We start from the raw sequence: 18,115 nt of genomic DNA on the forward strand, positions 1-18,115 counted from the left end.
CGCATGCCCCCCGGCCCCCCTCCCGAAAGGGTGGTGGAGGTGCTCGGGTATGATCCACTGGCGCCCGCGTCGCCGTACCAGGACGCCGGCGAGCCCGCGTCCGCTCCGCTGCGCACGTCCGCGACGCCCTGAGGGGCCGCTGTAGCGCCCTGTTCCGTCCGGAAGGGCCGTGCTGTTTCGGACGGAGCTTCGCGCTTTCAGACGGGAATGCGACTGGTGGCCCCTCGTTCGGTGGCTATATTGAGAGCTGTTGGTCACCCACCGTCGCTCGCCGTCAGCAATCGCACCCGAACCAGGTCAGGTCGCGAAGCCCACGATGCGAAAGAACTTCATCCTCGACACGAACGTCCTCCTCCATGACCCCCGCAGCATCTACGGGTTCAAGGACAACAACGTCATCATCCCCATCTACGTCATCGAGGAGATCGATCAGTTCAAGCGCGATCTCTCCGAGCTGGGGCGCAACGCGCGACTGGTGGCGCGCTACCTGGACTCCTTCCGCGCTGAAGGCTCCCTGAAGGAGGGCGTCCCGCTGCCGCACGGCGGGATGCTCCGCGTGGCCTTCACCGACCGTTCGCTGCCGTCCTCCATGGCGGACAGCAACCTGGTGGACAACCGCATCCTCGCGGTGGCCCTGGACCTGATGGAGACCGAGCCGGACACCCAGGCCGTCTTCATCACCAAGGACACCAACCTGCGCATCCGCGCCGATGCCCTGGGGATGTCCGCCCAGGACTTCGACACCGAGCGCGTCGAAATCACCGACCTCTACACGGGCTTCACCGAGCTGCTCGTGCCGCAGGACATGGTGGATCAGCTCTACAAGCCCGGCGGCGAGGTGGAGGTGCCGGCCCAGGACCGGCTCTCCCCCAACCAGTTGGTGCTGCTCAAGGACGAGCTCAACCCGTCCCACACCGCCATGGCCCGCTTCAACGGCGCCAAGGCGCGGCTGGTGCCGCTCGCGCGTCAGAGCAAGGAAGGCACCTGGGGCATCCGCCCGCGCAACATGGAGCAGGCCTTCTGCCTGGACCTGCTGCTCAACGACGAGATCAAGCTCGTCACCATCGTGGGCAAGGCGGGCACGGGCAAGACGCTGCTCGCCATCGCCGCGGGCCTGCAGAAGGTGACGGAGGAGGGGCTGTACCACAAGCTGCTGGTCAGCCGTCCCATCTTCCCCCTGGGCCGGGACATCGGCTACCTGCCGGGCAGCGTCGAGGAGAAGCTCAACCCCTGGATGCAGCCCATCTTCGACAACGTCGAGTTCCTCATGAACCTGAGCCGCGCGGACAAGAAGGCCGGGCGCGGCCACCATGAGCTCATCGACCTGGGGCTGATGGAGATTGAACCGCTCACGTATATCCGCGGGCGCAGCATCCCCAACCAGTTCATCATCGTGGACGAGGCGCAGAACCTCACGCCGCACGAGGTGAAGACCATCCTCACCCGCGTGGGCGACAACACGAAGATCATCCTCACCGGCGACCCGTTCCAGATCGACAACCCGTACGTGGACGCGACGAACAACGGGCTGGTGCACGTGGTCAACCGCTTCAAGAACGAGAAGATCGCCGGCCACATCACCATGGCCAAGGGCGAGCGCAGCATGCTGGCCGAGTTGGCGGCCAACCTGCTGTAGAGCGCCCCAGGCCCGTGCCTGATAGAGACGAATCATGACCCAGGACGGCACCGACAAGCCCGACGCCCCCGGCGAGGAGAAGAAGCCCCTCGTCGAGTACCCCTCCGTCTATGAGTACAAGGTGATGGGCAAGGCGACGGTCGAGGAGACGCCCGGCTTCGAGGAGCACGTGCGCTCGCTCTTCCGGCGGAAGATGGGGTCGGAGGTGTCCCCGGATTCCATCCACGTGCAGCACAGCCGCAAGGGGAAGTTCGTGTCCCTGAGTGTGTCCGTGCTGCTCTTGTCCGAGGAGCAGCGCCGGGCCATCTATGCGGAGCTGCACCAGGATCCGCGCATCGTCTACTACCTGTGAGGCAGGCGGTGCGTGGGCGGATGCCGCAGGGGGGCCCGGAGCCCTCCGGCGGCTGGAAGTCCGGCCAGGGTGCGTATATGAGGGAGGAATGAGTCCCGCAGAGCACTTCCCGCTGTACCACCCGCCGGGGGCGCAGCGCGCGTTCGGAACAGACGACGCCACGCGCCGCTTCGCCAAGGTGGCCCAGCTCGAGCAGGGCTCCCGCGTGCTGGTGCTCGGCTGTGGTCCGGAGGGCGCCGCCGCCGTGCTGCTGGCCCAGGAGCTCAAGTGCTCCGTGGTGGCCGTGGACACGGACGAAGCCCTGGTGTCCCCCGTGCGCGAGCGCGTGCGCTCCCAGGGCCTGTCGGATCGCATCGAGGTCCGCCGCGTGGCGCCGGACGCGCTGGGCATGCTGGACGGCCCCTTCCACGGCATCCTCGTGCCGGGGCGCGTGCAGTACCCGCTGGACGTGTCGCTGCGCGTGTTCCGCCCGCTCCTGGGCAAGCGCGGCCGCGTGGGCTTCACCTTCCCGGCGCGCGTGGGCCGCTTCACGCCCAAGCCCGTGCTGGACTTCTGGGAGAAGCGCCTGGGCGCGCCGCTGCTCCTGCCGCGTGAGCTGCTCCAGGCGCTGGAGACCTCCGGCTTCGAGCCCGAGTCCGTGGAGTCGCTGCACGACACGGAGCTGGACGCGCTCTACAAGGAGATGGAAGCGCACCTGCCGGAGGCCGTAGCGCCGGAGAGCGCCGCCTTCCGCGAGGAGCTGGCCCTGCACCGCGAGCACAACCAGCGGCCGGGTGTCAGCTACGCGTTCGCCGTGGGCCGGCGCAAGGAGCCGGGTGAGAAGCCCCCGGCGTCGCGCGATCGCGGCTGAAGTCTTGAGGTGTCATGGGGGAGGGCCCGGAGACGCAGGGCCCTTCAACCGCCGGGACTACTGCACGCCGTTGAAGTCGAGCAGCTCGATGGACTCGGGCGCCACGGACAGCTTGACCTGCTCGCGGTAGCCGGCCGCGTCGCCGCCCACCTGGAAGGGCATGGGGCGCGCGAAACGGATGGTGACCTCGCGGGCGTGGAAGTCGTGCAGGCCTTCCGGGGCCCAGCGGCCGTTCCACAGGCGGGGCAGGTTGGCCAGCACCTGCGTGGGCGACACCTGGCCCAGGCGCAGCTGCAGGAAGCCCCGGCGATCATTCGCGTGGGGGAACATGCGGAAGCCGTAGCCGTAGAAGGGCATGGTGCCCGCGGCGGCCATCATCAGCTTGCCCCGGAAGAGCACCGCGCCCGGCGCCAGGGGCGCGCCCACGGTCTGGCCTTCCGCGCCCAGGCGGTAGGCCTCCGAAGGGCCATTCACGACTTCGCACTCCACCAGCACGGAGCTGGTGAGGTAGTGCGGCACCGTCTTGAAGGCCACCGCGGAGAAGTACCCGCCACCGCCGGACATGACCCGCTTGAACATGCCCTTGCCCAGCGACTCCTTCACGGAGATGTAGTCGTTGAGCACCTTGCCATCCACGCCCAGGCCCGCGAAGGGCGCGCGCTGGCCGTCCACCTGCACCAGGTCCATGGTGCGCACGCCGGGGACTTCCGCCGCGCGGGCGCGCACCACGTCGTTGAGGATGCCGTCGCCCCGGGTGCTGGACGCGTTGACGAACGCCGCGATGCCGTTGCCCGTGCCCAGCTTGAGGATGCCGAAGCGCGGCGCGGCCTGGCCGGCGAACTTCCCGCGCGGGCCCACCTGCTGCAGCACCTCATTGACGAAGCCCATGAAGGTGCCGTCGCCGCCGCCGGTGAATACGGTGGGGTAGCCCCGCTCCAGCACCGTCTGCGCGATGCGGCGCGCGTCCAGCGGCGAGCGCGACAGGAACAGGTCCTCTTCCGGCACCACGTGCGACAGCAGCTTGACCACCCGGGCATCCACCTTGCGGGCGTTCGCGTTCAGCAGCACCGCGACCTTCGGTTCGGCGGACGGCTGCGCCGTCGGCGAGCGGCGGAAGTCCGTGGAACGGAGGGGCTGAACCAGCATGGACGACTCCAGAGGGGCGGGGAGCGGTATGACAGCGATGACGCGGTTCGGACTGTGCACTTTTCTCGCCAACCCCTGACGCGCGGCGTTAGCCGGGCACCCTGATGTGATTTCGAGGGGTTGAACGGTCCGCTGGTGTCCAATATGCCCGCCCGGTTGCTACCGCGGGGTGACGGCGGTGTAGAGCGCGTTACGCACCCGTGGCGGCCCGATGGCGTTCCGGTGACGCGGCGCCTCCTCCGGGGCCTGGGGGCCTGCGCACTGCGCTACGCAGGGGCCGTCATCACCTTTGGCTGGAGGCCCGGGCCTCCGGGGAAACCGTCCTCGCGTTTGACACGCCGGGGGGGGTGGTTACGTTGGGCATACATCAGGATTTCGCAGGAAAAACGCAGTCATTTCCAGAGGATGGGAACCGTGGGCAAGATTATCGGAATCGACCTGGGCACCACGAACAGCGTGGTGGCGATCATGGAGGGTCGCGAGCCCAAGGTCATCGTCAACGAAGAGGGAGCCCCCACCACGCCTTCGGTGGTCGCCTTCACGAAGGACGGGGAGCGCCTGGTCGGTCAGGTGGCGAAGCGCCAGGCCATCACCAACCCGGAGCAGACCGTCTACTCGGTGAAGCGCTTCATGGGCCGCCGGTTCGAGGAGACGACCGAGGAAGCGAAGCTCGTCCCCTACAAGGTGGCCCGTGGCCCCAACGGCGACGCGCGCGTGGACATCTCGGGCAAGCAGTTCAGTGCGCCGGAGATCAGCGCGCAGGTGCTGCTGAAGCTCAAGCGCGCCGCGGAGAACTACCTGGGTGAGAAGGTGACGGAGGCGGTCATCACCGTCCCGGCGTACTTCAACGACGCCCAGCGCCAGGCCACCAAGGATGCCGGTGAGATCGCCGGTCTGACGGTGAAGCGCATCGTGAACGAGCCGACCGCGGCGGCGCTCGCGTACGGCATGGACAAGAAGAAGGATGAGAAGATCGCCGTGTATGACTTCGGCGGCGGCACCTTCGACGTGTCCATCCTGGAGGTGGGCGAGAACGTGGTGGACGTCCTCGCGACCAACGGCGACACGCACCTGGGCGGCGACAACATCGACCTGGAGATCATGAACTGGCTGATCAGCGAGTTCAAGAAGGACACCGGGCTCGACGTCAGCAAGGACAAGATGGTCATCCAGCGCCTGAAGGAGGCGGCGGAGAAGGCCAAGATCGAGCTGTCCAGCGCGATGCAGACGGACATCAACCTGCCGTTCCTCACGGCGGACGCGTCCGGTCCGAAGCACCTGAACGTGAAGCTCACGCGCGCCAAGTTCGAGCAGATGATTGGCCCGCTGGTGGAGCGTTCGCTGGAGCCGTGTCGCAAGTGCCTGAAGGACGCGGGCCTGGAGCCCAAGGACCTCAACGAGGTCGTGCTCGTGGGCGGCAGCACGCGCATCCCCATGGTGCAGGAGGCGGTGAAGCGGCTGTTCGGCAGGGAGCCGAACCGCACGGTGAACCCGGACGAGGTCGTGGCCGTGGGCGCCGCGGTGCAGGCGGGCGTGCTCTCCGGCGAGGTGAAGGACATCCTCCTGCTGGACGTGACGCCGCTGTCGCTGGGTGTGGAGACGCTGGGCGGCGTGATGACGAAGCTCATCGAGCGCAACACGACCATCCCCACGCGCAAGTCGGAGACCTTCTCCACGGCGGCGGACGGCCAGACGCAGGTGGAGATCCACGTGCTGCAGGGTGAGCGCGAGATGGCGGGCGACAACCGCAGCCTCGGCCGCTTCCACCTGACGGGCATGCCCCCGGCGCCGCGCGGCGTGCCTCAGATTGAGGTGACGTTCGACATCGACGCGAACGGCATCCTCAACGTGAGCGCGAAGGACAAGGCGACCGGCAAGGAGCAGAAGGTCACCATCAGCCACTCGTCCGGTCTGTCGAAGGACGAAGTGACCAAGATGGTCGACGACGCGCGCAGCAACGAATCCGCCGACAAGGCGCGCCGCGAGCTGGTCGAGGTGAAGAACCAGGCGGAGAGCCAGTCCTACGCCGCGGAGAAGATGGTCAAGGAGAACAAGGACAAGCTCACCCCCGACGTGGCGAAGGCCATCGAGGACGGTGTCGCGGAGCTGAACAAGGTCCGCGAGGGGCAGGACAAGGACGCCATCAAGGCGGCCCTCGATAAGCTCCAGCAGGCCAGCTACAAGGCGGCGGAGGAGATGTACCGCGCCACCGGCGGCGCGCCGGGCGCCACGCCTCCTCCGGGCGCCGAGCCCTCCGCGGCTCCGGGCTCCAGCGCCCAGCCGTCCGCGAAGGACGACGTGGTGGACGCCGAGTTCCGCCAGTCGTAGCGCCGTGAGCATCCCGCCCCCTGGCGGGGGCTGAAGTCCGAGGGCCGGTGCTCCGCGAGGGGCGCCGGCCTTCGTCTTTTTCCGGAGCGGTGGACGGGTGTGCCGGACGCGGGACGAGGGGAGGGACCAACCTCGCGATTTCACGCGGGCGCGGGTGGCGGACGCGCTGCAAGGGGTGGACGGGTTCCTCGCGGTCCTGCACGAAGGTGTTCTGCCCATGTCCCGCATCGACTCCCTGCTGTCCAACGCCCTCCCCGACCTCGCCGCCTCCGAGGGCGCGTCCCTTCCCCTGGCCTCGCGCGCGGAGGCGCCTTCACGGACGCCGGCCGCTCCGGCCAATTTCGTGGAGGTGTTTCGGGGGACCGGCGCGCCGGCTACGAGCCCCGCGCGGGCGCCGCAGGTGGCGCCCCGGGCGCGGGAGGGCAACGGCTTCGACTTCGGGGTGGGGGGCGCGTTCCCGCCGAAGCCCACGGGCTCACTGATGGAGCAGATGAAGCAGGGGGCGCGGCTCCTGGAGCAGACCCAGGCCGCGGCCTTCAGCGTGACCCTGGACAAGGGCCCCGCGATGGATGCCTACGCGCGCACGCAGCTGGGACAGCTGGACCCGAGCCCGCCCATCGCGGGCTCGCCCACGGCGCTCACGGACTACACGAGCACCCTGCCTGGCGTGTCCGCGAAGGACGCCTTCGAGGCCTTCGTCAGCAACCCGGAGCTGCTCTTCGGCGCGGCGGGCATCTCGCTGCGGCCCGCGGCGAGCGCGCTGACGGACGGCGCCCGGCTGTTCCTGGAGGAGCAGGGGCCGCCGCCGGTGTGGGCGCCCATCACCGTGAAGCTCAACGAGACGGAGCGCGTCGTCCACATCACCACCCTGGATGGACACCCGCTGCGCGGCACCAACCAGTTCGTCTTCGACGACGACGGCAGCGGAGGCACGCGCATCCGACAGTACTCGGCCTTCCAGGGCAGCTCCCCGGCGACGTCGGTGGGCCTGGCGCTGATGGATCCTATTGAACGGCAACACGACATCTGGCGCAGCGTGCACGGACAACTGCATGAGATGCTCAAGCCTCGTTGACATACTGGGCCTGAGGGGGAGGTGACCCATGACGACGCTCCAGACGACACCGCCGGGACATGACGTGGTCCTCTACGACAGCCACTGCCGCGTGTGCAGCGGCGCCGCGCGGGAGATGCGCAAGCTGGTGGGCGGGCAGGGCACACAGCTGCTCTCGTTCCGCGACGAGGGCGTCCTGGAGGCCTTCCCGGGCGTGAGCTACGAGCGCTGCGAGAAGGCCATGCAGCTCATCCAGGCGGATGGCCGGGTGCTGGAGGGCGCGGAGGCCATCGTCCGCGCACTGGGCCGGCGGCCGTTGGGGCGGCTGCTCTATGTGTACTATGTGCCGGGGCTGCGGCACCTGGCGGACGCGGTGTATGGGGTGGTGGCCCGCTACCGCTTCCGCATCGCGGGTCGCGACTGCCCCGACGGTGCCTGCGCGGTGCACTTCAAATAGGGGGAGGGGCGCGGGTAGCATGTGGCCTTCCCCGCTGCCCCTGGGCCTTTCGTGACTTCGCCTCCACCCAACCTGCAGGCCGCCCAGTCCTTTCGCCGCTTCTTCGGGGAGCTGCGGGAGACGTACCTGGAGCGGGAAACGCTGTTCACGCAGATTGAGCTGGCGCTGCTCTGCCGCGAGCATGTGCTGGTGGTGGGCCCGCCCGGGACGGCGAAGAGCGCCGTGGCCAGCGCCGTCCTGGGGCGCATCACCGACGAGGTGTCCGGCCTGCCGTCGCTGTTCTCCAAGCAGATCGCGGAGACGACGCTGCAGACGGACCTCATCGGTCCGGTGGACTTCAAGGTGCTCACGGAGACGGGGCGCACCGAGTACCTCACCGACGAGGGCATGCTGGGGGCGGTGCACGCGTTCCTGGACGAGGTCTTCGACGGCCGGGACATGCTGCTGCGCTCCATCCTGAACGTGATGTACGAGCGGGAGCTGAAGCACGGCCGCAAGGTGACGGCCGGCCGCACCGAGTGCGTGGTGATGACGAGCAACCGGTACCTCACGGAGGTGCTCGCGCGCTCGCCGGAGCTGCTCCTGGCGTTCGCGGACCGGTTGAGCTTCATCTGCTTCGTGCCCAAGGCCTTCGCCCGGCGGGAGAGCCGGGCCGCCATGCTGCACCGCTTCGTGCACGGCACCCGGCCGGACCTGCGCGCCACGCTGACGCTCCAGCAGCTGGACCTCCTCCAGGACGCGGTGGCCCAGGTGAAGGTGCCCGGCCACGTGCTGGAGGGCGTGGAGATGCTGACGGACGCGCTGGAGCGCGCGCTCGTGGCGCAGGTGTCGAAGCTGCCGGACTACGTGCCCACGAAGTACTTCTCCCAGCGCTCGGTGGTGAAGGCGCTCTGGACGCTGAAGGCGGCGGTGGTGCGCGATCAGATCTACCGCCGTCCGGACCGGCCGCTCGAGGCGACGGTGGAGGACCTGGACGCGCTGCGCTGGTTCTTCCTCCTGGGCGGTCCGCCCGCGGCGGAGACGGACGCGCTGCTCAAGGCAGCGGTGGACCCGCGCGAGCGGGCGCAGCTGGAGATCGTCCGGCTGGAGCAGCGCACCTTCGACGAGGTCCTGGGCAAGGTGCGCCAGGAGCTGGGCGGCGGCGTGGAGCGCGAGGCGACGGCGCTCGCGGCCGCGGACGACGTGAACGTGGCGGAGGGCTTGAGCCGCAACTGGCAGGCGGGCGTGGTGTCCACCACCGCGCGCGGCGTGCTGGGCAAGCTGGTGCCTGGGCCCAGCCACGGCCAGAACCGGGGCCCGCTGCTGGTGGCGGCGCGCGCGGTGGTGACGTCCCTGGAGCAGCGGCTGTCGCGGGGCATGGCGGTGTGGCCGGGGGAGGTGCGCGGCGGCGTGGCGTTGCTTATCGCCATCCGCGATGTCCTGGAGCTCAGCCGGGCGGTGCCGGAGCTGAGGCCGGGCTACCCCGCGCTGTGCGAGACGGCCGCGCGGTTCCTGATGCAGGCGCTGGACATGAGCGCGTCCGCGGCGGAGGGGCTCGCGTTCGAGGACAGCGTGAAGCTGGAGTGGCTGGTCGGGCTCGCGGAGAACCTGGAGGAGGAGCTGGGCGCGCTGGGCTCGCTGTCGGTGATGCTCAGCGAGGCGGTGCCCGCCCTCCATGAGCGGCTGCGCGACGCGGACCGGGACACGCGCCGCCGGGTGGTGGCCGCGCTCCGGCGCCGGGCGTCGGCGGCCTTCCCCGCGCAGGCGCCCCGGGGCCGCAAGGATCCGCTGGATGCGCTGTCCGCGGACTCGCGCCGCCTCACGCAGCTGGAGAACGCCCTGACGGCGTTGGACCCCTCCCAGGCCGGGTTGAAGCAGGAGATGCTCCGGCCGCTGAGCGTGGCGTACGCGCGCGAGGTGCTGGGGGCGACCCCGTTCGAGCGCATCGAGCAGTACGGCCGCGCGGTGCAGGCGGTGGCGGAGAACCTCAGGCGCGAGGGCGTGACGGCGGAGCCGGTGCTCGCCGAGTGCCGCGACCTGATGGAGAACCGCCTCCGGGAGCACGCCCGCGTGCTGTCGCGCGAGGTGGCCAGCCCCCCGCCGGCCCCCAACGCAGTGCTCAACGGCGACGCGTACACCTACTACCGGGGCGAGCTGTCCGCGCAGGCCCCCGACGGCGAGCTCTCCGCGCTGGTGAGCCTGGACGGGCAGTTGATGGCGGCGCGCCCCCCGTCCGCGTCGGCGTTCCTCTCCGACATGGTGCGCGCCGCGGTGGCCGAGGCGGAGCTGTCCTTCCTCCAGTCGCGCATCAAGTACCTGCGCAGCTGGCTGACGCAGTTGCTGTCCACGCTGCCCTCGCCGGACGCACTCAACGGCCGCGCCGACGCGGAGCGCACCTTCGAACGGCTGGTGCGCAGCCGCTTCCCCCAGCTCGCGCTCAAGGAGGGCGAACTGGTGCGGCTCAAGTCCACCCTGGGCATGCTGGAGACGCTCCCGGGCGAATTGGGCGAGAGCGCGCACAAGCTGTCCACCCAGCTTCGCGGCATCGACGAGGACTTCGGACGCTTCAGCCGGCAGGTGCTGGAGCGGCGGACCGCGCCGTGAGCGCCGGGGCCGTGCACGGAAGGCGGCGCTGAGACGTGCTGGCGCGTCGGCTCACCCCCCTGAGGCAGCGCCTGGATGCGCTCCGCCAGCCCGTGGCGGCCCGGGCAGGCGCGTGGTCCTGGCCCTTTGGCCGCAAGTTGAAGGGGGCGGAGGACCTGTCACTGCCGGTGCTCGTGGCGCTCGACCGTGAGATGGATCGCGTGGGCGTCCACACCGCCGCGGATGCACGGCTGCTGCTCGCGCTGGGCACCCAGCGGGGCAGGGCGGGCGCACTCGCGCAGGGCCTGGCGGCGCGCGCGAACCAGGCGCTGGAGGAGTACGAGGAGTGCCTGCGCCTGGTGGAGCGGGCGCACCGCTCCGGGGAGCTGCCCTCGGGGGCGCTGACCGCGCTCGACCGCGGCTTCGTGCGGCTGGCCCGCGCGGTGAAGGTGGCGGACCTCTTCAGCCGTCCGCTGGAAGCGCAGGGCGGCGACGACGCGCCGTTCGAAATCTTCGAGCGTCCGAGCGAGACGGCCCGGGAGCGGCCTCCCGCCAACGCGCGCCTGGCCGTCGCGGAGCTGCTGGCCGCCCGCGCGCGGGACAACGTCATCGACCTGGTGCAGAAGCGGCGCGATCTGGACCTGGCCCACGAGATGCTGCTGCGCCTGGGCACGACGGACGCGGACCGTGCGCGGAGCATGGCGCTGCGCAACGATGTGGCGGAGGCCCGCGAGCGGGTGCGCGAGGTGCCGCCCACGCGCTCCCTGGCGGCGCTGGTGCGCGGGGTGCGGGAGACCGCCCAGAAGGATCCTCGGGGCGCCTACCGTTCGTTGCAGGGGCTCTACGAGCGTGCCATCGGGGCCGGGGACGTGGAGCTGGCCTCGGCGGCGCGGCGCGCGCTGACGCCGCTGCTTCCCCCGGAAGACCGGCTGGCGCGGATGGTGGAGGAGGCGGAGGCGGGCGCGCGGCTGCGGTGGCTGGGAGAGGCGGATGCCGAGGCGGACTCCGGACGCGAGGCGGAGGACGCGCCGGACGAGCAACTGGCGGACCTGGCGTTCTCCCTGAAGCCGGAGCAGCTGGCCACGTTCGACCTGGCGGCGGGGTGCGCGCGTTACTTCGACGTGGAGGACGCGTTGTCGGAGGAGATCGTCGAGAGGGACACCGCCGCCGCCCGGGCCGTCCCGCGCCAGGTCCCCTATCCGACGCAGACGATGTCGTTCGCCACGACGGGGAGCCTGGACGAGATCCACCACTTCGTCATCACGGATCCCCGGCGCCTGCTCCAGGACCTCGCGGCGCACCGGCAGCTCGTGCGCACCTACCTGGACGACGCGCCGCCCCCCAAGCCGCGCAAGGTGAAGCGCACCGCCGTGCGCGTCTATGTCTGTGACGCCTCCGGCTCCATGCACGGCGCGCGGGCCCGCTTCCGCGACGCGTTGATCATCGCGGAGCTGAACAACCTGCGAGTGAAGGCGCGGCGCGGAGAGAACTTCGATCCGCTCTACTTCAGCTTCTTCAACGACGTGCCCACGGAGCTGGCCCGCGTGGACACCGCCGCCGAGGCGACGCGGCAGATTGAAAAGCTCTTCCGGGACTCGCCCGCGGAAGGGCAGACGGACATCTCGCTGGCCCTGCTGTCCGCGTTCGACTCCATCCGCGCCGCGCAGGGGCGCGACCCGTACCTCGCGCGCGCCACGGTGGTGCTCATCACCGACGGGGAGGACCGCGTGGACCTGGACCTCATCCGCCGCACGCGCGCGCCCATGGGGGCCCTGGACATCGCGCTGAGCTTCATCTCGCTGGGCGAGGAGAACCCGGACCTCAAGTCCCTGGTGCTGGAGCAGCGCGCCGCCGGAGGCCGCGCCTTCTACCACCCGCTCTCCGACGAGGAGATCCGCTGGGCGCGCACGGAGTTCGACACGCCCTGGCGCACGCTGCTGCCGCGTGACGTGCCGGCCTCGCTGGAGGCCCTGGAGGCGCTGGCCCCACACCTGGACGCGCTGGAGTCGGTGGCGGCCGGCCGCACGCTCGGAAAGGGCGTGGCCGTGGAGGCCTCCTTCGACGCGCTCTTTCCCTCCACGCCCACGGCCCCCACCGTGCCGGAGGCGCCCGGCATGGAGCTGGTGGCGCGGGTGAAGGACATCCTGGAGGCGGTGGGCGAGGCCGCGTCGCTCGCCCCCGCGGACCGGCGCGCGACGGAGAGCGTGGTGCTGCTCCAGCACCTGCTGTCCGTCTACGGACTCACCCCGGCGCGCTACCTGGCCGTGCTGTCCGGCGGCGGGCGTCCGGTGGGCGAGGCGTTGGAACGGGTGCGGCTGCTCTGCCGCCCGTTCGGGTAGGCTTCAAGGCACGCGCCATGTTCGGCTTCCTCAAACGCAAGAAGACGCCTCCGGCGCCCGTGGACCCGCTGGCCACCTTCGACCGGCTCATCGAGGACCTGGAGCGCCAGGCGGCCGAGGTGCGCAAGTCCGCCGCCACGCTGCTGGCCCTCAAGGGCGAGCTCTCCCGCGGGGTGACGCGCTACACGGCCCGTCTGGGCGACATCGCCGGACGGCGCCAGACCGCGCATGACCGGGGAGACGCGAAGGGCGTGGGCGTGCTGGAGCGCGACCGCGTGCAGACCGAACGCCTGCTGGAGTCCACGCGCGAGTCGCTGCGGCGCGCGGCGAGGGACTCGGAGCTGCTGCTCGGCGCGGCCAGCGAGCTGGGCGAGCGCGTGGCGGACCTGCGCATCGAACGGGAGAGCGCGTCCGCGCGGATGGCCGCTGGCGGCGTCGTCACCGAGGCGCTGCGCGAGCAGGTGGAGCGCTTCGACCGGGTGATGGCGCTGGATGCCGCGCGCGACGAGGTGGAGAAGGCGCACGCCCTGGCGGACATCTACCGCGAGGAGCACCAGCCCCCCGCGGCCCCCGAGCGCGTGAAGTAGGAGGGCGCCTAGTTCCGCCGCGCCGTCTGGTGCAGCTCCAGCACGATGTTGCCGCCCTTGAAGAGCCGCACCGCGCCGGAGGTCTGGCTCACCGTGAGCGCGATGCAATGCGTGGTTGACGTGATGCCCGCGGAGGCCGCGTGGCGCGCGCCCAGCCCCAGGGGAATCTTCACCGTGTCGTCGTTGGCGGACAGGTAGCGGCCCGCGGACAGCACCACGCCGTCCTCGCGGATGACGAACGCACCGTCCAGCACGGAGAAGTTCTTGATGGCGTCGCGGATCTTCGGGTCGAGCACGTTGCGCTCGGACTCGGACAGGCCCTGGAACGGGTTGATGGTGAGCTGCCGGCTCTTCTCCAGCACGGCCGTGTGGTCACCAATCGTGATGATGGTCCCGATGGGATGGCCCTCGAAGCCCTCCTGGCCGATCTGCAGCGCCAGCTGGATGAGCGCGTCCACGACCTGCGAATTGAACTCGTCGCCCAGCTTCACGCCCTCGATGGCCAGCCGGTCATCCAGCGACCCGCCGATGCGCATCTGCATCAGCGTGTCCGGCGCGCGGCCCACCTTGCCCGTCATGCAGAGCACGAGGTCGCCTTCCTTGAACGCCCCCTGGGACAGCGCGGACACGAGCGCCACCTTCACCCGCTCCGTGCGCGAGTAGTCGTACGCGGGAATCACGAGCGCGCGCACCTTCTTGCGCTGGTGCTCCTGTGCCAGCGGCTCCAACGTCACCGCGTACACCAGCTTCTTGCGCGCGGGCTTACCCCGGAGGTCCTCCGCTGGGATGGGCGTGTCGCAGATGTAGAGGAAGTGGTCGACCTCACTCTTGGCGGCCAGGGAAAGCGCCGAGCGCAAGAATTCCCGATCGAACTTCGTGTTGTCGCTCAAGGCGCTCCTCGTGCACCCACGTTTTAAAGCAGGTCAGCTTGACACTGGGAACTGCCTGAATAAAGCTTTCGGGCCCTTTTTTTCGGGGTCAGGCCCCCTCTACCCGTCCAACGGAGCCGCAGGCTGTGAACCAGAAAGATCTCAAGCGTTACAAGAAGATGCTCGAGGACAGCAAAGCGAGCCTGCTCGAAAGCGCGAAGAAGACCCTGGTGGAGGAGTCGTCCTTCGACACGGACGACTTGCCTGACGAAATCGACCAGGCCGCCTCCGAGTACACCCAGTCCATGGTCTTCCGCCTGAGGGATCGTGAGAAGTTCCTCCTGCAGAAGATTGATGCCGCGCTCAAGCGCGTGGAGGACGGCACCTTCGGCATCTGCGAGCGCTGTGAGGAGGACATCTCCCCCAAGCGTCTGGATGCGCGTCCGGTGACGACGCTCTGCATCCGCTGCAAGGAAGAGCAGGAGAAGAAGGAGAAGTCCTACGGCTGAGGCCGTGGCTTCTTCCGGACCGCACGGCACTCCCGTGCGGTCCACGCAGCGCTTCCGTGAAGTGAGGAGCGAAGCCGCCTCAGGCCGCCGCGGGCTGGATCTCCACCCGCAGCAGCTGACGGCCGATGAGGAAGTGATCGCCGTTGTCGACGAAGGTCGGCCCCGCGAGCCGGATGAAGGTGCCGTTGGACGAGCCCACGTCGCGCACCATCAGCCGGTCCCCCCTGACCTGGAGCAGCGCATGCCGCCCGGACACGAAGCCGTCCGTGGGGAAGGCGATGTCGCCCTGCTCACGACCCAGCAGGTTGTCACCGTCCTTGAGCGGGAAGGCCGCGCCGCGCAGGCCGCCCTCCAACAGCTGGATGAGCCGCAGCCGGTAGCCCGGATCCGGCGAGCCCCACACCTGCGTGCCGCCGGGGCCCAGGGCCGCGGTGGAGATGGGCTCCAGCACCATGCGCTGACGGCCCAGCCGCAGCTCTCCGCCCGCGGGCAGCTCGCGCTCCTGGCGCAGGCGCACGAAGACGCCGTTGGCGCCGCCCACGTCCTCGATGGCCAGCCGGGCGCCGGAGAAGAAGAAGCGCGCCTGCACGGGCATGATGAAGGGGTCGTCGTTGAGCGCGATGTCCGCCTGCTGGCCGCAGGTGAGGGTGTCGCGCTGCATGCGCACGAGCGACTCGGGGCCGCCGTCCGCCCGCACCACGCGGATGGACACCTGCGGGCGCGACGAGACGTGCGCCACGGCCATCACCATCGTCCCGGAGCGAAGTGCCGAGCCGCAAGCTCGGCACACAGTGGCATCCCGGGAATTCTCGGTGTCACAGCGGGGGCAATATTCCACGGCGTCCATGGGAGCTTCCCTTCTAGCAGGCCCGCGCCGCGTTGGGGGCCCGAGAAGCGCATGGCTTGCTCCCCACCCGAGGGGCATGGTGAAGTCCCGGCCCCACTGACTGGACGCTGACGTGTACTGCCCTTCCTGCGGCGCTGACGCCGAAGACTCTTCCCGCTACTGCCCCGCCTGCGGCGCGACACTCCTGCGCTCGGCGGAGGGCGGCGACGAATATGTGGGCAAGACGATTGCCTCCAAGTACCGGGTGGAGGCCCTCATCGGCGAAGGCGGCATGGGCAAGGTGTACCGCGCCCGTCAGCTCGCGCTCGACAAGGTGGTGGTGCTGAAGGTGCTGCGCCACACGCTGCTGTCGGACGAGCGCACCGTCGCGCGCTTCCAGCGCGAGGCCAAGGCCGCCAGCCGCCTCAACCACCCCAACTCCATCAGCGTGCTGGACTTCGGCCAGGCCGACGACGGCGCGCTCTTCATCGCGATGGAGTACGTGGCCGGGCAGGACCTGCACCAGATCCTCAGCCGCGAGTGGCCGCTGGGCGAGGCGCGCGTGGTGCGCATCGCCCTCCAGATCCTCAGCGCGCTGTCGGACGCGCACGGCGCGGGCGTCATCCACCGGGACTTGAAGCCCGAGAACATCATGGTGGAGCAGCGCCGCAACGAGCCGGACTTCGTGAAGGTGCTGGACTTCGGCATCGCGAAGATCACCGACTCGCAGGACGAGGGCCCGGCCCTCACGCGCGCGGGCTTCGTGTGCGGCACCCCCGAGTACATGTCGCCCGAGCAGGCGCGGGGCGCGGTGTTGGATCACCGCTCGGACCTGTACGCGGTGGGCGTCATCCTCTACCAGCTGACGACGGGCCTGCTCCCCTTCGAGTCCGACTCGGCGGTGGGCTTCGCCACCAAGCACCTCACCGAGGAGCCGCCCCCGCCCACGCGACGCCGTCCGGACGCGCGCATCTCCCCGGGCATGGAGCGGCTGATCCTCCGCGTCCTGTCCAAGGACCCGGATGACCGGCCGGCCGACGCCGGGGCCTTCAAGGCGGAGCTGCTCGCGGTCGACAAGGAGCGCCGCCGCGGTGGCGCCCCTGCCAGTGACACCGGTGGGCGCCGGCCCCAGGCCTCCGGCGTGCTGGCCCCCATCCCGCGCAAGTCGCAGGCCGCGCAGAACTCCGCCCGGAACAACACGGGCTGGAACGACGTGACGGTGGAAGCCACCGTGCAGGGCCTGTCCCATTCCCGCACGCCGGTCTCCGATGAGGCCACGCTCGCGGCCGAGGGCACCCGGACCTCCGTGGCCGCGCCCGCCTCTGGCGGCGGCGAAGGCATCATCCTCTTCTTCAAGGCGCTCACCACGGTGCTGGTGCTGGGGGCGGTGGGCTTCTTCGTCTACTACTTCGGCATTGGCGCGGGCAGCGGCGCCGAGGGCAACCAGTACGTGGCGCCGCCCAACGCGCCCCGGCTGCTCACGTCGGGTTCGGATCAACCCGAGTACCTGCGGCAGATCCCCAGCAACGCGCGCAACGTGGACAAGGCGCGCAAGCTGACGCTGGACGGGGACCGCGACGTGCTGGCCGGAGAGCTGACCCGCGCGACCTCCAGCTACAAGGAAGCCTTCCAGTACAACCCGGAAGCGGAGCTGGCCCTCAAGCTGGGCGAGCTGTACTGGCAGCGCGACAACACGGACGAGGCCCGCGGCTGGTGGGTGCGCCACCTGACCGACATGCCCGACTCGCGTGCGCGCGCGTACATCGAGGTCCGGCTGGGCAGCCCGGTGGCGCGTCCCTCGGTCCCCTGAGCGTCCGGCCCGGTGGGGACCGGGCCGCTCCCCGTCAGCCCAGCGTCTCCACCTGCATGACGTGCTGACCCAGGCGGACGCGGTCGCCCGGACGCAGGGGCCGCTCCGTCGCGGGCGGGATGCGCACGAAGGTGCCCAGGCCGCCAGAGAGGTCGCGCAGCATCGCGCCCGTCGCCGTGGGGCTCAGCTCGCAGTGCCGGCCGGCGAGCCCCTCGTCGTTCGGGTACGCCAAGTCGCAGTGCGCCTGCCCGATGGTGAGCAACGCCGCGGCCGTCACCACCGCGCGGCCCGCCCGGCCCCCCATGTGCACCTCTTCCACGCCGTACAGCGCCTGGCCGAGCGGCACCGGTGAGCCGTACGGGTTGGGCCGGCCCGCCACGGGAGGAGGGGCCTCCACGCGGCCGGTGAAGCGGAACAGCCGCTGGCCGGCGCTGAAGAGGGCGCGCGGCGCCAGGGGCTCCGTGCCGGCGAAGGTGACGTAGACGCCCGACGCGCTGGACTCGTCGCGCACGAAGAGGGCGCCGTCCTTCACCAGGAAGGTCGCGTGCAGCGGCGACACGAAGACGTCGTCCGGGAAGAGGATGGCGCCGCGCTGGCGGCCCACCACGCAGCCCGTCACCGGCAGCTTGTAGCGCTGGCCCCGCGTCGTCCCGGCGATGACCGCCAGCCCGAAGCGCGACGCCACTGGCGCGGGCCTCGCCGTTGCGCCCGTGGTCGTGGCGGGCGTCCCCCCTGGGACCGGGGCGTTGGCGCCCGTGCCGCCCCGGGGGGGCAGGGCGCTGTCCGGCAC

15 protein-coding genes are annotated in these 18,115 nt (G+C 70.4%); 11 read left to right on the forward strand and 4 right to left on the reverse strand.

Annotation, left to right across the window (positions count from 1 at the left end):
• Positions 1-316: 316 nt before the first annotated feature.
• The 3 genes from D7W81_RS29280 to D7W81_RS29290 all read left to right on the forward strand — a co-directional run bounded on the left by D7W81_RS29280 (position 317) and on the right by D7W81_RS29290 (position 2,838).
• Positions 317-1,636: a PhoH family protein gene (locus tag D7W81_RS29280; RefSeq protein WP_120558692.1), complete on the forward strand. Its 1,320-nt coding sequence runs from the start codon at positions 317-319 to the stop codon at positions 1,634-1,636.
• A gap of 34 nt (positions 1,637-1,670) precedes the next feature.
• Entirely contained in the window at positions 1,671-1,988 is a 318-nt protein-coding gene (locus D7W81_RS29285) for an HP0495 family protein (RefSeq protein WP_120558693.1), read from the forward strand.
• An 88-nt stretch (positions 1,989-2,076) separates the two neighbouring features.
• Positions 2,077-2,838 (forward strand): SAM-dependent methyltransferase, encoded by a 762-nt coding sequence (locus D7W81_RS29290; protein ID WP_120558694.1) that lies wholly within the window; start codon positions 2,077-2,079, stop codon positions 2,836-2,838.
• A 57-nt stretch (positions 2,839-2,895) separates the two neighbouring features.
• Here D7W81_RS29290 and D7W81_RS29295 read toward each other — a convergent pair whose 3' ends face one another.
• Positions 2,896-3,984, reverse strand: a complete 1,089-nt coding sequence (locus D7W81_RS29295; protein WP_120558695.1) for a diacylglycerol/lipid kinase family protein — start codon at positions 3,982-3,984, stop codon at positions 2,896-2,898.
• A 414-nt stretch (positions 3,985-4,398) separates the two neighbouring features.
• Between D7W81_RS29295 and dnaK the strand changes: the two genes are divergently transcribed.
• From dnaK to D7W81_RS29325, 6 genes are all read left to right on the forward strand, one after another.
• Complete coding sequence (gene dnaK, locus D7W81_RS29300) at positions 4,399-6,312, forward strand: molecular chaperone DnaK (RefSeq protein ID WP_120558702.1); 1,914 nt, start codon at positions 4,399-4,401, stop codon at positions 6,310-6,312.
• A gap of 217 nt (positions 6,313-6,529) precedes the next feature.
• A complete protein-coding gene (locus D7W81_RS29305; protein ID WP_120558703.1) occupies positions 6,530-7,387 on the forward strand; it encodes a hypothetical protein in 858 nt (285 codons plus the stop codon).
• 28 nt (positions 7,388-7,415) lie between these two features.
• A complete protein-coding gene (locus tag D7W81_RS29310) occupies positions 7,416-7,823 on the forward strand; it encodes a thiol-disulfide oxidoreductase DCC family protein (protein WP_120558696.1) in 408 nt (135 codons plus the stop codon).
• A 51-nt stretch (positions 7,824-7,874) separates the two neighbouring features.
• Entirely contained in the window at positions 7,875-10,406 is a 2,532-nt protein-coding gene (locus tag D7W81_RS29315; RefSeq protein ID WP_120558704.1) for an AAA family ATPase, read from the forward strand.
• Positions 10,407-10,441: 35 nt separating this feature from the next.
• Complete coding sequence (locus D7W81_RS29320; RefSeq protein WP_120558697.1) at positions 10,442-12,724, forward strand: vWA domain-containing protein; 2,283 nt, start codon at positions 10,442-10,444, stop codon at positions 12,722-12,724.
• 17 nt (positions 12,725-12,741) lie between these two features.
• On the forward strand, positions 12,742-13,311 hold the full coding sequence (locus D7W81_RS29325; RefSeq protein ID WP_120558698.1) for a PspA/IM30 family protein: 570 nt from the start codon (positions 12,742-12,744) through the stop codon (positions 13,309-13,311).
• An 8-nt stretch (positions 13,312-13,319) separates the two neighbouring features.
• Here D7W81_RS29325 and D7W81_RS29330 read toward each other — a convergent pair whose 3' ends face one another.
• Positions 13,320-14,201 carry a DNA integrity scanning protein DisA nucleotide-binding domain protein gene (locus D7W81_RS29330; protein WP_120558699.1) on the reverse strand — a complete coding sequence of 294 codons (882 nt, stop codon included), beginning with the start codon at positions 14,199-14,201 and terminating at the stop codon, positions 13,320-13,322.
• A 125-nt stretch (positions 14,202-14,326) separates the two neighbouring features.
• Between D7W81_RS29330 and D7W81_RS29335 the strand changes: the two genes are divergently transcribed.
• A complete protein-coding gene (locus D7W81_RS29335; RefSeq protein WP_120529590.1) occupies positions 14,327-14,689 on the forward strand; it encodes a TraR/DksA family transcriptional regulator in 363 nt (120 codons plus the stop codon).
• Positions 14,690-14,768: 79 nt separating this feature from the next.
• On the opposite strand, the gene D7W81_RS29340 is transcribed toward D7W81_RS29335, so the two are convergent.
• Positions 14,769-15,536: a double zinc ribbon and FHA domain-containing protein gene (locus tag D7W81_RS29340; RefSeq protein WP_120558700.1), complete on the reverse strand. Its 768-nt coding sequence runs from the start codon at positions 15,534-15,536 to the stop codon at positions 14,769-14,771.
• Between the two features lie 112 nt (positions 15,537-15,648).
• Here D7W81_RS29340 and D7W81_RS29345 point away from each other — a divergent pair, with 112 nt between their 5' ends.
• Positions 15,649-17,325, forward strand: coding sequence for a serine/threonine-protein kinase (locus tag D7W81_RS29345; RefSeq protein WP_120558701.1), 1,677 nt, complete (start codon positions 15,649-15,651; stop codon positions 17,323-17,325).
• 34 nt (positions 17,326-17,359) lie between these two features.
• On the opposite strand, the gene D7W81_RS29350 is transcribed toward D7W81_RS29345, so the two are convergent.
• Positions 17,360-18,115, reverse strand: a 756-nt coding sequence (locus D7W81_RS29350) for an FHA domain-containing protein (protein ID WP_244227505.1), incomplete at its 5' end; no start/stop codon positions are given.

The organism is Corallococcus aberystwythensis (assembly GCF_003612165.1).
Classification (GTDB): domain Bacteria; phylum Myxococcota; class Myxococcia; order Myxococcales; family Myxococcaceae; genus Corallococcus; species Corallococcus aberystwythensis.